Genomic DNA, 16044 nt, shown 5'->3' on the forward strand with positions numbered 1-16044 from the left:
AGCGATTATGGCACGAAAGTACGTTAGTTTTGGCTAAATTGAATCACGCAAAGACGCAAAGTATTAAGGCGGCCTCTCTGCCCTTGGCTTAACTGTGGGTTGAATCTTGAAATGGTCTGGTATAATTTCAAGAAATGATTGATTTTATTTATAAACGACCTTGCCCTAGCACAAACAACGTTAGAATTTAATAATTTGCTGCCTTAATGTTGGATGACGAAAAATAGTGGCCGGAAATTGGCAAACAAAAATCACCCATTGTAAATCACAAATCGGAACGCATTGTGGAAACCCCAATCATTATTGAATCGAACCCTTTTCTTGAACAACTGAACCTTTTTGGGTTAACCGTCACACCTGGCGGAACCATCCGCTACGCCAATGCGTACACCATCAGGATGCTGGGATGGGGAGTGGAGGACCTGCAACGGTTCAATTTTTTTGAAGATTTGTTGGCAACTGAACAAAGAGACGAAATACAGGCTTTTTTGAACGAATCGCTCGAACGTGGGCAATTGGCGGAGTTTCGGGAAATTCCGCTGGTGGCCAAAAACAAGAATTTGAGGAGAGTACAGGTCAATTCGTTGATTATCAATAAAAAATCAGGAGACGTTGCCGACTTTACGTTGATTGGTGAAGATGTGACCAACAAGCTGCGCGTCACCAATGCGCTCAATAAATCCAATGCACAGTTGCAGGATTTAATTGACAACACCAGCGACTTGATTCAATTGGTGTCGCTCGACGGTCGGTTTTTGTTTGTGAATCGGGCGTGGCGCGAGCGACTTGGGTATGAGCTAGACGAGCTCGTATCACTTTCGCTCAAAGACGTGCTGTGGCCCGATGCCGCAGACGCAACCCTTCAACTGCTAAAACGGGTGGAAGAAGGGGACAAAGTGCCTGATTTTGAGACCGTTTTCTGGAGCAAACAACGCAAAAAGATTTACCTCACGGGGAGTGTGACCTGCCGCTACGAAAATGATAAACCGACGGCTTTTCGCTGTATTCTCCACGATGCCACGAGCCGGGTACGGGCCGAGCGTTCGCAGAGTTTGTACTACAGTATTGCCAACTGGATGATTAAAACGCAGGATTTGGACGATTTTTACGCCCGGGTCCACGAAGAATTAGGTAAAGTAATCGACGCCCGGAACTTCTTCATTGCGCTCTACGACCCCACCAAAAGCTTTATGTATTTTCCGTATTACGTGGATGAATATTTCAAAGGAAATGTTCGATTTACCAAACGTAAAATCGGTAATGGACTGACCGAATACGCGATTCGAGCCAATAAACCTTTGTTTTTGTACGAAAAAGACATTGAAGAACTGGCCGAAAAACAAGGACTTTACATGTACGGAAAAATCCCCAAAGTGTTGCTCTGTGTCCCTTTGCGCATCGGCGACCGGGTCACGGGAATCATTGGCGTAAAATCGTATTCAAACCCCAATCAATACCGCCCGCGAAATCTTGAGATGCTTGAGTTTATCTCTGGACAGGTGGCGTTGGCGATTGCCAGAAAGCAGAATGAAGCGGATTTGAACCGCCAAACGGCGCGTCTAAATGCTATTTTTGACAGCAGTGCCTACCTGATTTGGTCGGTAAATAAAGCCCTGCAACTGACGTCATTCAATAAAAATTATTCGGCGTTTTTGCAACAGCACCTTCGTACCACGCCCGCCATCAACACCACCACCGAGCGTTTGGGGTGGCAATTGATGACCACCGAAAACCGTCGGCAGATGGAAGAGCGCTACCGACAGGCGTTTAAGGGGAATCCTCAGGGATTTGAGATGAAAATAGAAACCCGCAACGGCGAAGGTGATATGTGGCTGGAATTCAGCTTGAACCCGATTCAGCCCAAAGAAGGAGTGATTGAAGAAGTATCGGGCGTGGCGCGCGACATTACCCCGCGCAAATTGGCCGAACTCTCGATGCAGCAAAGCGAAGAGAAGTTCCGGGGGATTTTCGTGAATCTTCAGGATATATACGTACGTACTGACCGCAGCGGCAAAATCACGATGGTTAGTCCCTCCGTACTCAAACGCACGGGCTACACCATTGAGCAAGCGATGGGAACAAATATTACCGATTATTTCGTAGACCAAGGCCGTATTCATGCGGCGCTTGTGCGGCTTCGTCGGGATAAAAGCCTGCGAAATTTTGAGGCTGAGTTGCGTATCAAAGACGGCACCGTTCGACAGTTTATGTTTAATATGCTTCTCCTGCGCGACGAAGAAGGAGAACCCATTGTGGCGGCCTTGGCGCGGGACATCACCGAATTAAAACGTAATCAAGAAGAACTCGTCAAAGCCAAAGAAGAAGCAGAGCGCTCCTTGAAAGTAAAGGAACGGTTTTTGGCCAACATGAGCCATGAAATCAGAACGCCCATGAACGGTATCATCGGGATGATTGATTTGCTGAACGAAACCCCGCTGAATCCCGAACAGAAAGATTATATCCTGACCATGCGCCGCTCGTCGGGTACGTTGCTCAATATTTTGAACGATATTCTGGATTTGTCGAAAATCGAAGCGGGCAAAATGGCGCTCAATGAAGCCCCCGTGGCTTTGGAAGAAATATTTGAAAAACTGACGGCGTTGTTTGCCCAAACTGCCCGCAATAAAAATAATACGCTCAGCTATCATTTTGCCGAAAACCTGCCGCAGTTTATCATCGGGGATCAAACGCGCCTGCTGCAAATTCTCTCTAATTTGACCTCAAACGCCATTAAATTTACGGAAAACGGCGCGGTAAAACTCAAGGTGTCGTCGGTCTGGACGAAAGGGAAATTCCATAAAATCAAGGTTGAAGTGCAAGATTCGGGGATTGGGATTTCGACCGAAAACTTGAACCTGCTGTTTAATGCCTTCAGTCAGGTCGATACTTCCTCGCGCAAAACCTTTGGCGGAACGGGGCTGGGATTGGCCATTTCAAAGGAGCTTTGCCGCCTGATGAAGGGCGAAATCGGGGTGGAGTCAAACGTGGATCGGGGCAGTACTTTTTGGTTTACGTTTGAAACCAAAGAAACGATGATTAGTCCGACCCAGCAAAAAGCCGACAATCAGGAGATTAGATTTGAGAATTTCTTTAGCGATTTTCACCCCCGACTTTTGTTGGTGGATGACAACTTCGTGAACCGAAAAGTAGCGAGTGAAATCCTCAAAAAATCGGGGTGTGTGGTCGATACCGCTGAAAGCGGCAAGCAGGCCATTCAGTTGGTGGATGATAATTTAGCTTCGGCTGGACCGTATTATAACGCCATATTCATGGACATTCAGATGCCCGACATGGACGGCATCGAAACCACCCAGCGCCTACGCGAGCTGTTTGGCACCAAGCTACCGACGGTCGTGGCCATGACGGCCTATTCGATGAAAGAAGACCGCGAGCGCTTTCTGAGTCAGGGGATGGACGACTACGTGCCTAAGCCGATTCGGGCGCAGGTGTTGATTCAAAAAGTAAAGGAAATCATTGATGCGGGCAAAACTTTTCAGGAGGGGGTAGTTTTGCAGAAAAAGCAAAAAGAGATTGCGCAGGAGCTTCAATTGCCCATCGTTGATATAGAGATTGTCGGACAATTGCGCCAACTGGGCGGCATGGAGTTGGTCAGTTCCATTTTTGAAGATTTCGTTGCCGAGGCTACCGAGTTGGTCAATGAAGCCGTGGCGGCATTTGCAGACCATGACATAGCAACGGTAAAAAGCAACCTGCACACGCTCAAAGGAAGCGCGGGCACCATCGGTGTAGCGCGCGTAGCCGAAATTGCCCGCATTGGCGAAGGAAAATTAAAAACCAACGATACGAGCACGTTAGGCGAAGATTTGCCAAAATTGGAGCAGGAATTCAAGGTGTTTTTGAAGGAATACCAGACGATTTTGGAAGAATTTACGCAGAAATAATAAAATGGATTGGGGGTGAGAACACCCTCCAACGGCAAATGGATTCGGGGTGAAAACACTTCGCTAAAGGCAAAAAAGAAGATAAATTAGCCCCAATAGACACCGCCAACTTCAGAAATGAAGCATTGGCGGTATTTTTTATTCCAAATGGGTTCAATAAAACCTTGTTTAAGTTATATTTTAATAAAAAAAATGCTATTATTGTTTTTAGGTATATAATCCCTACTTTCCAGCGCTAATTTTTAGCTTATTCACTTCACGATTGTTAAACTCTAAACCTCAAAATATGAAAAGGTTACTTTTATTATTATTCTGCTTATATAGTTTGGCGAGTGTTGCCCAAAATCCCGCAAGTAAGCTTAGTTATGAGTTGCAAAGACTGCTCCCAGGGTTTATTCCTATTCAAACGGAAGGAGATCAGATGGTCTTTGATCAAATCATGTACGATGCTAAAGGGAATGTAGTGGTACGGTTACTTGCTAAAACTGGTTCGGAGGTTTTGGTGAATGAATTAAGAGCCAAAAATTTTGATATTATAGTAACCACTAAGTTTACGGTGACCATTTCGGTACCTGTTTCGCGGTTAAAAGAACTGGAGAATGTGGAGGAAATGAGAAAGGCTACTGCTGAGTATAAGCCAGGCCACGGGGCGGTGGTCTCTCAGGGAGATACGGCCATGAAAAGCCATCTGGCGCGCGTTACCTACGGGGTAAATGGGGCAGGTGTCAAAGTCGGTGTGCTATCTGATAGTTACAATAACTTGGGAGGGGCTGCCGCAGGGGTTACCAATGGGGAATTGCCCGGTCCCGGTAATCCCAACGGCTTTACAAACCCCGTGGAAGTATTGGCAGAATTATCCAGCGGTGGCAGTGATGAAGGGAGGGCCATGATAGAAATAGTACACGATGTAGCCCCTGGAGCCACCAAAGCATTTGCTACTGCTTTTGTGGGCGGACAGGCCGGTTTTGCCAACAACATCATTGCCCTAAAAGATGCGGGCAGTAAGGTCATCGTCGATGACGTTTTTTATTTTGCCGAGCCGTTCTTTCAAAATGGTTTCATTGCCCAAGCCGTCAACACCGTCAAAGCTGCTGGAGTTACGTATTTTTCACTTGCAGGCAATCACGCCAGAGCGGCTTATGCCAATTCCTTTCGAGCCGGTTCCTTTACATTTCCAGGGGTAACTGCGGGGAATGTTGCTGCCCATAACTTTGCGGCACCTGGAGATCCGGACGTATACATGTTGCAGATAACGGGGTTAGCCGCCGCTACCTATACCGTCGTTCTTCAATGGGATGAGCCTTTCCCTTCGGTAAGCGGGGGAGCGGGCGCGCAGACTGATATGGATATTTTTTGGTATGATGCGACTGGTACAGTTCCTGTCGTGTCGCCTCCTGTCAATAATATTGGCCTGGATCCGATAGAGCAGCTACGAATAAATACTTCCGGAGGAACCAGAAATCTGGCAATTCGGCATACTTCGGGTCCGGCACCTCAAAATTTGCGCATTGTCATTTACACCAATGGATTGCCGCTTACTTTTGGCAATGCGGCCGTGCCGGGCATCAATGCCTCTACTCTCGTTGGGCATCCCAATACTCCAGGAGCTATATCGGTCGGTGCCGCACCGTGGTTTCGAACCCCAGCTTATGGGGTCAACCCACCCGTGATTGAAGCGTTTTCATCTCTTGGCGGTACGCCCATCCTGTTTGACGATGACGGAAACCGTTTGCCTGTCCCGATCATATACGACAAACCTGAGATTACGGGACCTGATGGCGGAAATACCTCCTTCTTTGGAAGGGAAATCCCCGAAGATACCGACACATTCCGTAATTTTTTCGGTACTTCGGCCTCCGGTCCCCATGCTGCGGCAGTAGCGGCCTTGATGATTCAGTCGCGCAATGGGCAATCGCCACTTACGCCTGATCAAATCAAAACCGTGATGGAAAACTCGACCATAGACATGGACGACCCCGATATTGCGGGCTTCCAAACGGGCTTTGATTACCGTACTGGCCACGGGCTTTTGCAAGCCGACCTTGCGCTTGCGCAGGTAAACTGTACAACCCCGATTACCCTTACTACGGGTACTGTTCTTAATATTTGTCAGGGAACAAAATCGTTCACCATTCCTTACACGGCTACGACTGGCAGCCCCATAAGTTATTCAATTTCTGGACCCGGGATTACTTCGGTCAACGATGTAGTTTTAGCAGCAGCGCCTTCTTCGATTACGGTCAATCTTAGTGGCGGTGCCACCTTGCCTTCTATTGCGTATAATCTACAACTCAAGAATGCAAATGGTTGCTTATCCGATACTATTAAAGGTACGGTAACCATTGACCCCGCGTCGATAATCAATGCGGGTCCTGACCAAACCGTTTGCGATTCGGACACGATTTATCTGAGTGCTACGCTTTCTGGGGTGGCTACTCAGATGGTATGGCAGAAAAATGCCGCTTTCGGTACGTTTGTGGGCCCAGATACGAGCCCCAACGCCAAGTTTGTGCTCAATGCGGCTGGAAAAATGCTGGATAGCCTGAGTTTTGGCGCTATGAGCAACGACCCTGGGGGCAATGTGTGTCAGGGGGGCTTGGATACGGTTAAGATTTATATTGAACACGGAGCCGCCTCGGTTGAGGCAGGACCCGATCAAACAGTATGTTCAAGCAGTCCGACCGTTACCTTAGCTGGTAGCAAGGGCGGTACGGCTACGGTAGCAACATGGAGCGGCGGTGCGGGTATTTTTACCCCCAACAATACTACGCTTAACGCCACCTATACGCCAACCCCCGGCGAAATCACGGCGGGAAGTGTGAAGCTGAAATTAACCACTGACGACCCCGATGGCATCTGCAAAGCCGCTGTCGATTCGGTCATCATCACTTACGACCCCGCGTCGATAATCAATGCGGGTCCTGACCAAACCGTCTGCGATTCGGACACGATTTATCTGAGCGCGACGCTTTCGGGTTTGGCTACTCAGATGGTTTGGCAGAAGAACGTCGCTTTCGGTACGTTCATAGGGCCCGACACGAGTCCAAACGCCAAGTTTGTGCTCAATGCGGCTGGAAAAATGCTGGATAGCCTGAGTTTTGGCGCTATGAGCAACGACCCTGGGGGCAATGTGTGTCAGGGGGGCTTGGATACGGTTAAGATTTACATTGAACACGGAGCCGCCTCGGTTGAGGCAGGAGCCGATCAAACAGTATGTTCAAGCAGTCCGACCGTTACCTTAGCTGGCAGCAAGGGCGGGACGGCTACGGTAGCAACATGGAGCGGCGGTGCGGGTATTTTTACCCCCAACAATACTACGCTTAACGCCACCTATACGCCAACACCTGGCGAAATCACGGCGGGAAGTGTGAAGCTGAAATTAACCACTGACGACCCCGATGGCATCTGCAAAGCCGCTGTCGATTCGGTCATCATCACTTACGACCCCGCGTCGATAATCAATGCGGGTCCTGACCAAACCGTTTGCGATTCGGACACGATTTATCTGAGTGCTACGCTTTCTGGGGTGGCTACTCAGATGGTATGGCAGAAAAATGCCGCTTTCGGTACGTTTGTGGGCCCAGATACGAGTCCAAACGCCAAGTTTGTGCTCAATGCGGCTGGAAAAATGCTGGATAGCCTGAGTTTTGGCGCTATGAGCAACGACCCTGGGGGCAATGTGTGTCAGGGGGGCTTGGATACGGTTAAGATTTATATTGAACACGGAGCCGCCTCGGTTGAGGCAGGAGCCGATCAAACAGTATGTTCAAGCAGTCCGACCGTTACCTTAGCTGGTAGCAAGGGCGGTACGGCTACGGTAGCGACATGGAGCGGCGGTGCGGGTATTTTTACCCCCAACAATACTACACTTAACGCCACCTATACGCCAACACCTGGCGAAATCACGGCGGGAAGTGTGAAGCTGAAATTAACCACCGACGACCCCGATGGCATCTGCAAAGCCGCTGTCGATTCGGTCATCATCACTTACGACCCCGCGTCGATAGTCAATGCAGGTCCTGACCAAGCCGTTTGTAGTATGGATACGATTTATCTGAGTGCTACACTTTCTGGAGTGGCTACTCAGATGGTATGGCAGAAAAATGTCGCTTTCGGTACGTTTGTGGGCCCAGATACGAGCCCCAACGCCAAGTTTGTGCTCAATGCGGCTGGAAAAATGCTGGATAGCCTGAGTTTTGGCGCTATGAGCAACGACCCCGGGGGTAATGTGTGTCAGGGGGGCTTGGATACGGTTAAGATTTATATTTTGCATCCTGCGGTGCCCCTCGTGGCGGCGGGCGATACCATTAATGCTGGCAGTTCCATTAACCTGACGGGCACTGGATGTACTGGGCCGGGTTTCACGTTGCGGTGGTTCCAAGCAGCTGATGATGCTCCCGTTTCTATGCCAGTCAGTCCCTTGCAAACTACCACTTATTATGCCCGTTGTGAACAAACCCGCCTCGGTGTAACTTGCCAAAGTGACAAGTCAACGGAGTTTATTGTGACGGTTTTACCCAGTTCTACCAGCATAATTTATGTCAATGTGGCCAACAACGCTCCTGGACAGGATGGTAGTAGTTGGAGCAAAGCCTTCGCCTCCTTGCAACAAGGACTGACCGCCGCCGCAGCCCTGCAAGCTTCTGCAAGTACGGTGCAGGTTTGGGTGGCGCAGGGTACTTACAAGCCTGGCACATTGCGCAAAGATGTTTTCTCCATTCCATCGGGCGTCAAAGTATTCGGCGGATTTGTTGGTACCGAAACCCTCCTTGAAGAACGCAACTGGAAAATCAATCTGACCATCCTCAGCGGCGAGATTGGTACCATCGTCCCAGATGATAATACGTACCACGTCGTTTTGTTTAAGGCTACCAATGACACCACCCAACTCGACGGATTTCAAGTCGTAAGAGGTTTTGCTGAATTCTTCGCTGGCAACCAGACTAATAACTTGGAAGACCCTAGTGTTCAGGCCTCAGGAGGAGGTATTTTGGCAATTGAGAAGAGTAAAGGGCTTATTATCAATTGTACTGTCACTGACAACCGAGCCATCGGCGGCGGCGGGATGCTTCTGCGAGACAGTTCTCATCTCCATATTATCCAAAGCGTTATTTTCGGTAATGAAGCCACTTTCGGGGGTGGGGTGTACGTGTTGGGCGGAAGCCAACCGTATTTTGAAAATGTATTGTTTGCCATTAACAAAGGACTAGGGGCGGGGCTGTATGTCAACCATAGTCAGCCTACATTAATGAATTGTACCATTGCTTCCAACAAAGATGGCAGTAATAACGTGGGTGGTGTTTATAACTCCAATGCGACAACGACGATTCAGAACAGTATTTTGTGGGGTAATACGCCGCTGCAATCCACCGCTGGCAGCAACATCACCAACAGTATAGTGGAGGGAGGCTATATGGGTACGGGCAACTTGAACCTGAATCCGTTGTTTGTCAACCCTAATCCTACAGGACTAGCCCCCATGGGTGTGTTGGGTGATTATCATTTGCAGATTTGTTCACCAGCCATCAACTCGGGCAATAATGCAGGTGCACCAAATGTAGATTTGGACGGCAATGCACGTCCTTTTCCGATTGGAATAGGTATAGCCGACATGGGCGTGTACGAAAGTCAGAGTGCGGGCAGCAGCGGACCTCCTAATCTGACGGTGACGGAGCCTATTACCTCGGGCACGGTGTTGAAAGTGGCGGGTAAGATTACGGCAACCAACCAGATTTCAGGTGCGAAGGTGGTGTATCAGGCCACCAATTCTGTGATATTATCCCCTGGTTTTTCAGCCACTGGCAATAGCTTTCTGGCAGTCATCGGTGATTGTTCAACTCCAGTTCCGGCATCAGCAGGTTCGGAAGAAAGTTTGAACCAAAAATAAACTACTGTCAAATACCTTCTCATCCCTTTGGTGAAAGCATGACAAATCTGACGTCGTGCAATTTGCCAAAGGGATTGTTTATTTGTGGCCAATCGCTTTTATCTTAAGCATATTACCACTTATATTGAGAACTCTTAAGGCTTAATTTTATTGGAATTTTAAAAAACTATGAACCCTTCTCAATTTTCTGTAGGAGTCGTTGGACTCGGCTTGATGGGCTGCAGCATCACAACTTGTTTGTTATTGGCTGGACACCGAGTGGTGGCCGTGGCGCCGCTTCCGCTGGATGTGCCCACGGCGCACCCACGCATCCATGAACACCTCAAAAAATCGTTAGAAGAAGGCCTAACCACGCAAGCACCCGATCATTTTTTTGAAGCACTGGTGATTACAGAAGAATATGGTGCGCTTGTGGATTGTCAATTGGTGATTGAATGTACGCTAGAAAATCTTTCTATCAAGAAATCCGTCTACGAAAAAATAGAGGCTGTGGTGTCGACAGAGGCCGTGATTACGAGCAATACGTCGGCGATTCCCATCAGTATTTTACAAAAAGAAGTACGTCATCCTGAGCGTTTTTTGGGGCTGCATTGGGCCGAACCTTCCCACACAACGCGTTTTTTGGAGGTGATTTGCGGTGAGTTGAGCGATGAATCGAAAGGGGAGTGGTTATACGAACTTTCGCATTTATGGGGTAAAGAACCCACGCTTGTACGTAAAGATATTCGTGGGTTTATTAGCAATCGCCTCATGTATGCGCTGTACCGGGAAGCGTTTAATCTGGTCGAAAATGGCTACGCCACGGTCGAAGATGTAGACCGTGCCTGCCGTAACAACGGGGGGTATTGGATGACCTTGGTCGGGCCTTTTCGTTGGATGGATTTGACGGGGGTACCCGCCTACCATACGGTGCTGAAAGATTTGTTTCCCACCCTAAGCACAAGTACCGAAGTGCCTGCGTTGATTGACGACATCGTGAAAGCGGGTGGTAAGGGTGTGGCAAATGCCCACGGATTTTACTCGTATACGCCCGAAGAAGCCCAGTTGTGGCGCGAAACGTTCGAAGCCTTTAGTTACGAAATTCGTGAACTTGCGCTCAAATACCCCGCCGACGTGGTCAAAAAGAAGCTAAAAAGTAAGGAGTAAGTTGGGTACAAATACTCACTCCCTACTGCGGATTGCTTAAATAATATTGGCCGTTTGTTCTTTTATTTTCTCCAATTCATCTTTCATTTGCACCACCAAATGTTGAATGGCAGAGTCGTTGGCTTTGGAGCCGATGGTGTTGACTTCACGGCCGATTTCCTGAGAGATGAAATTGAGTTTTTTGCCGTTGCTCTCTTTGCTTTGGAGGGTTTCGATAAAATACGTGAGGTGGTTTTTGAGACGAACTTTTTCCTCAGAAATATCAAATTTTTCGATGTAATACACGAGTTCCTGCTCAAAGCGATTTTGGTCAAACGATTCATCGCCGAGTAAATCACGGACGTTTTTGCGGAGCCGTTCACGAACACCCGGAATGCGAAATTTGTCTAATTCCTCAATTTCGATAAGTATATCAGTAATTCTCTGAATACCATCTTTGAAGGCTTTATTGAGCGCGACGCCTTCTTGCATTCTAAATTCAGTACATTTTTTGAGGGCTTCGTGTACCGTTTTTTGAATCAACGCCAAATCCGCGACTTGTTGGTCTTCGGTGGTGGCGTCGGTCAGATAGGTATTGGGCATCATGAGCGCCATGCGGAGCACGTCGGTAGGCACGGGCGCAAAGCCCAAATCCTCGGCGGTTTGGTGCAAATCGCGGTAGTAGGCTTTCACCAGCGCGCGGTTGACGATGGTGCCCGAGCCACCCTGTCCTACGGGTGTAACGGTGAGGTTAAACTCTACTTTGCCGCGTTCGAGGGCTTGGGTGATGAGGTTTCGAATTTCGATTTCTCGCTCTGAATAATTACGCGGAATACGACAGTAAATATCTAAAAATTTGGAATTCAGGGACTTCACTTCGGCCGTGACCGAAATGCTTTCTGATTCGAAGGTGGCTTTTCCGTAGCCGGTCATTGATTTCAGCATAATTTTAAGAGCGAGTAAACAGGAGCGAGTAGGGGGCCGCCCGCGCTGTCGGTAATAAGAAGTAAATTTTTATGATTTTTCAATCGCAGAAGAATACGCATGAAGAAGTTTTGCAACTCCTTACTTCTCCTCCTGCGACGTCATTTTTTCAACAACTGGATTCTTTTTCAACGCATTTTTTTCGAGTTCGGCTTGTTCTTTTCGGTGCTTCACTACGTCACAGGCGGTATAAATGGCTTGGCGCATGGAGGTTTCGTCGGCTTGGTTTTTGCCCGCGATGTCGTAAGCAGTGCCGTGGTCGGGCGAAGTGCGAACGATGGGTAAACCTGCCGTAAAGTTGACGCCTTCGCTGAAAGCAATGGTTTTGAACGGTGAAAGCCCTTGGTCGTGGTACATCGCCAATACTGCATCAAACTTGCGGTAGGTTTGGGCGGCAAAAAAACCATCGGCGGGGTACGGCCCATAAATGAGTTGCCCTTTGTTGCGCAGTTCTTTCAGTGCGGGTGTAATGGTTTCCTCTTCTTCCGAACCCAAAAGCCCGTTTTCGCCCGCGTGAGGATTTAGCCCTAGCACGGCAATCCGAGGTTTACGGATGCCAAAATCGCCGCGCAGCGACTTGAGCATGGCCTGAAGTTTGACGACAATTTTTTCTTTGGTGATTTGGCTCGCTACTTCCGACAGCGGCACGTGGCCCGTTACGACCCCAACGCGCAGCACGTCGCTCACCATAAACATAAGCGGCTCTTTGATGTCAAAGGCTTCGGCTAAGTATTCGGTATGACCCGGAAATTTAAACTCGTCGTTTTGGATGTTGTTTTTATTGATAGGAGCCGTTACCAACGCGTCTAATTTACCCGCTTTCAGGTCTTCCATGGCCCGTTTTAAGCTTTCAAAAGCCCCTTTTCCTGCTTCGGGCGTTACTTTTCCGGGCTGAATATCCTCGTCGGTATTGGGCCAGCAGGTGATGACGTTGGTGACTTTTGGGTTTACCTGCTCAATTTTTTGGAGGCCAAACAAGTTCCAGTCCTTCATGTCCATCTGGTTGCGGTAGCGGTTCAGAAGGCGCATGGAGCCATAAATGACAGGGATACAAATGCGGTTTAATTGGTTGTTATACAGTGCTTTAAGAATGACTTCAGGTCCTACGCCGTTGTAGTCACCCATGGTTATGCCAATGACAGGTTTATCAAGATTTGATTCGCTCATGATGCATCAAAAAATTAGATTTGAGAGGAACGGGCGGATTTTACAAATAAATATTTGCCGTTTTTGCCACGTCAACCCCAAAAATCAATAAAATCGTTTTAGTAATGACGCTGCAATTTACGAATAAACCGCACTATTTTTGTGCCGATTACTAACTGACACTGTCGTGAAAATTTTAATAGTTGACGAAATGCACCCCTCTCTGTTTCCGATGTTGGACCAAGCGGGCCTGTTGTATCGTTATGAACCTACTTTCAAACGTCCCCAAATTTTAAGCCATATTGGTGAATATGAGGGGCTTATTATTCGGAGTAAAACCGTTATTGATGAAGAAGTATTGCAGCATGCTCCTCTCTTGCGCTTTGTGGCTCGGGCAGGAGCGGGGTTGGATTTGATTGACATGGAGGCCGTTCAACAACGGAATGTTCAGGTTTTTGCGGCCAACGAAGGAAACCGCGACGCCGTAGCCGAGCACTTAGTGGGGATGTTGTTGGGATTGTTTGCCAATATCGTCAAAGCGGACCGCGAGGTGCGGCAGGGAATTTGGGACCGTGAAGGAAATCGCGGAATTGAGCTGATGGGAAAAACCGTGGGCCTCATTGGCTACGGGTTCAACGGCAGTGCCACCGCCCGACGATTGAGCGGGTTTGGTTGTCGAGTGTTGGCCTACGATAAATATTTGGTCAACTACGGCGATGAATACGCGCAAGAGTCGTCGTTGGAAGAAATCATGGCCCAGGCCGATGTCATCAGCCTGCACGTACCGCTAACCGCCGAAACCCGACTCATGATCAATGATGATTTTGTGGCAAACGTAGCCCGTCCGTTTTTTTTGCTCAACATCGCGCGGGGCGAAATTGTCAACATGGAAACCATCGTCAAAGGGTTGGAAAGCGGCAAAATCAGGGGGGCTTGTTTGGACGTGCTGGAAAATGAAAAATTGAAGACCTTGACGCCCGAACAACAAAAATCGTTTGACTACCTCTGCAATTCGTCGCGGGTGATACTGACTCCCCACGTGGCAGGCTGGACGCAGGAAAGTTACGCGAAAATAAACGAGGCGTTGGTGAAACAGATTACGGCGAGTTTGTCGGTCGAAAAATAGCTGGGGCGTCATACAACTATTGCCGCCGCAAAACCGTCATTATAGAGAGAAATAACCATTTTAGTTTGTTATGAAAAAGACGTTACCCCTTTTTGCGGCGTTGCTCGTTGTGACCTTTGCGTGCAATAAAACCCCCGAACCCTCTCCCAACGACCCTCTGCTGATGAGCGCGGTAGCCAACTATACCGAGGAGAAAGTGACTATCCAGTCTATCGGAAGCGTTTTCGTCGGAACCACAGGGCCTCAACCCGTGGATTTTGATAAAACAGAAGTGTGGATGGCGGAGGGGAGCCCTTCAAATTTAAAATTGATTCAAACCACCGACCAAAAAAATATTGAACTTACTGGCCTTCAGGTGGATAAAGTGTATTATGTAGCCGTAAAAGGCAGTAAAGGTGAGTACTGGTCGGAATTAAGTACGCCTATTTTGGTGATTCCCAATCGGTTGAAACCAGTCAAAGAACTGTTACAAACCACCAATGCTGTCAGTTTTTACTTGTCCCCGACGGCTACTTATTCCTTGGTTCAGTCGCAGGAGTCTAAAGAGCTGACGTTGACGCAATTGGTTTCGGGAAAAGCCCAAAAGCTTTCGTATCCTTCAACGATTTTTTTTAGAAATTGGGGCGCTAGTGGGGAGCAAATTCTGTTTGAAACGTCGGTAAATCAACGTCGAAAGTACGTCATATACGACATTAATAAGGAAACCTTCAGTGAGTTTACGCTGCCGTCAACGGCCAATGTGTGGCTTGCGGCCTTGGCCCCCGACGGTAAGAAAATCGCTTACACCGACTACAACCGTACGGGAAATGTGTGGCTCTACGATGCCGATACCAATACCGATAAACGCACCACCTTGTCCCAGCCCTACGACATGGCTTGGACCTCCGATAGCCGCTCATTGTTGGTGCATCGTTACAGCACGGTTTCGGGAGAGGCGCAGGAGATTGTGAACTACGACCCCGCAAAGGATGCCGTCACTAAAACCCTGTTTGTGACGCCGCCCAAAGGCGCGGTTCAGTGGCCTAGATTGTCGCCCTCGGGGAATCAATTGTTGTTTTCTTCCACACTTTCGGGGCAGTCGCACATTTGGTTGTATGACTTAACGACCGAAAAACTACGCCCCATCACCAAGGGAACTTTCCAATTTGGGTGGCTTTCGGGCTCGGAATTTTATGCGGTAGAAGAAGGCCCCACGCCTAAAGTAATGCTGTATTAGGAATAGGGATGGGGCTGATTGTTTTTATTTTCCGATTAGCACTTCGTATTCTTTCGGGATTGTTACGCCGTTAAAATGGTTCGTTAGTCCATAAAATATGAATATTGTAAAAACGCAGCCCAAAGCCAAGATGATTGTAGATTGTTGGTTTGGGGTCAAACCCAAAATAGACTTTTTCATTTTTTTGTTATGAATCGCAGCAATATGTCCAAAAAAGGAGAGAATTGCCAATCCATAATAAGGAATAAAAAAGAGGTTGAAAGGAAATGAATTCAGGCCTGCTACTCCGAAATAAAAATTTGTGTCAAGTTGCAGAAAGTGTCGTCCCCCAAAAACGGCGCTTAAATGAATGATGAAAAATATAGCCAAGTAAAGTCCTGTCCAAATTTGAAGTTTTTCAAAATAAGAAACGGCTTTTTTTCTGTTTGTTTTGAAAAGATTCAGGCCTGAAATAATTTGTGTAAATACGGCAAGTAATAAAATTGTTTCAACAAAGAGGTTACGATAAAATACCCGCAAAGTATTCATCATTTCGATGTGCCTCTCAGCGCCCCAAAAGCTCAACGAATGATTAAATAAATGAAGCCCTACAAAAAGTGTTATTGTCAATCCTGATATATGATGAATTTTCTTTGTTGTCATACATGCTTGAAATATT

Annotated in this window: 8 protein-coding genes; 5 read left to right on the forward strand and 3 right to left on the reverse strand. The window is 47.9% G+C overall.

Annotation, left to right across the window (positions count from 1 at the left end; translation table 11 throughout):
• Nucleotides 1–284: 284 nt before the first annotated feature.
• The 3 genes from DVG78_RS02225 to DVG78_RS02235 all read left to right on the forward strand — a co-directional run bounded on the left by DVG78_RS02225 (nucleotide 285) and on the right by DVG78_RS02235 (nucleotide 10935).
• A complete protein-coding gene (locus tag DVG78_RS02225) occupies nucleotides 285–3902 on the forward strand; it encodes a PAS domain S-box protein (protein ID WP_114459426.1) in 3618 nt (1205 codons plus the stop codon).
• A 286-nt stretch (nucleotides 3903–4188) separates the two neighbouring features.
• Nucleotides 4189–9789: a 3-coathanger stack domain-containing protein gene (locus DVG78_RS02230; RefSeq protein WP_147276962.1), complete on the forward strand. Its 5601-nt coding sequence runs from the start codon at nucleotides 4189–4191 to the stop codon at nucleotides 9787–9789.
• A gap of 168 nt (nucleotides 9790–9957) precedes the next feature.
• Complete coding sequence (locus tag DVG78_RS02235) at nucleotides 9958–10935, forward strand: 3-hydroxyacyl-CoA dehydrogenase family protein (protein ID WP_114459428.1); 978 nt, start codon at nucleotides 9958–9960, stop codon at nucleotides 10933–10935.
• Nucleotides 10936–10971: 36 nt separating this feature from the next.
• Here the strand turns inward: DVG78_RS02235 and DVG78_RS02240 are convergent, their stop codons facing one another.
• Both DVG78_RS02240 and pdxA read right to left on the reverse strand, forming a co-directional pair.
• Complete coding sequence (locus tag DVG78_RS02240; protein ID WP_114459429.1) at nucleotides 10972–11859, reverse strand: YicC/YloC family endoribonuclease; 888 nt, start codon at nucleotides 11857–11859, stop codon at nucleotides 10972–10974.
• Between the two features lie 120 nt (nucleotides 11860–11979).
• Complete coding sequence (gene pdxA, locus DVG78_RS02245) at nucleotides 11980–13065, reverse strand: 4-hydroxythreonine-4-phosphate dehydrogenase PdxA (RefSeq protein WP_114459430.1); 1086 nt, start codon at nucleotides 13063–13065, stop codon at nucleotides 11980–11982.
• Between the two features lie 166 nt (nucleotides 13066–13231).
• Between pdxA and DVG78_RS02250 the strand changes: the two genes are divergently transcribed.
• Together DVG78_RS02250 and DVG78_RS02255 are read left to right on the forward strand one after the other, a co-directional pair.
• Complete coding sequence (locus tag DVG78_RS02250; protein ID WP_114459431.1) at nucleotides 13232–14170, forward strand: NAD(P)-dependent oxidoreductase; 939 nt, start codon at nucleotides 13232–13234, stop codon at nucleotides 14168–14170.
• A gap of 70 nt (nucleotides 14171–14240) precedes the next feature.
• Nucleotides 14241–15386 carry a TolB family protein gene (locus DVG78_RS02255; RefSeq protein ID WP_114459432.1) on the forward strand — a complete coding sequence of 382 codons (1146 nt, stop codon included), beginning with the start codon at nucleotides 14241–14243 and terminating at the stop codon, nucleotides 15384–15386.
• 24 nt (nucleotides 15387–15410) lie between these two features.
• On the opposite strand, the gene DVG78_RS02260 is transcribed toward DVG78_RS02255, so the two are convergent.
• Nucleotides 15411–16028, reverse strand: a complete 618-nt coding sequence (locus DVG78_RS02260; protein ID WP_114459433.1) for a succinate dehydrogenase/fumarate reductase transmembrane subunit — start codon at nucleotides 16026–16028, stop codon at nucleotides 15411–15413.
• Nucleotides 16029–16044: the final 16 nt, after the last annotated feature.

The organism is Runella aurantiaca (genome assembly GCF_003339505.1).
Taxonomy (GTDB): domain Bacteria; phylum Bacteroidota; class Bacteroidia; order Cytophagales; family Spirosomataceae; genus Runella; species Runella aurantiaca.

Bases quoted from the DNA above. Each gene is read 5' to 3' on its own strand.
- DVG78_RS02230 (WP_147276962.1), top strand. From the start codon at position 4,189: ATGAAAAGGTTACTTTTATTATTATTCTGCTTATATAGTTTGGCGAGT.
- DVG78_RS02255 (WP_114459432.1), top strand. From the start codon at position 14,241: ATGAAAAAGACGTTACCCCTTTTTGCGGCGTTGCTCGTTGTGACCTTT.
- DVG78_RS02260 (WP_114459433.1), bottom strand. From the start codon at position 16,028: ATGACAACAAAGAAAATTCATCATATATCAGGATTGACAATAACACTT.
- DVG78_RS02240 (WP_114459429.1), bottom strand. From the start codon at position 11,859: ATGCTGAAATCAATGACCGGCTACGGAAAAGCCACCTTCGAATCAGAA.
- pdxA (WP_114459430.1), bottom strand. From the start codon at position 13,065: ATGAGCGAATCAAATCTTGATAAACCTGTCATTGGCATAACCATGGGT.
- DVG78_RS02235 (WP_114459428.1), top strand. From the start codon at position 9,958: ATGAACCCTTCTCAATTTTCTGTAGGAGTCGTTGGACTCGGCTTGATG.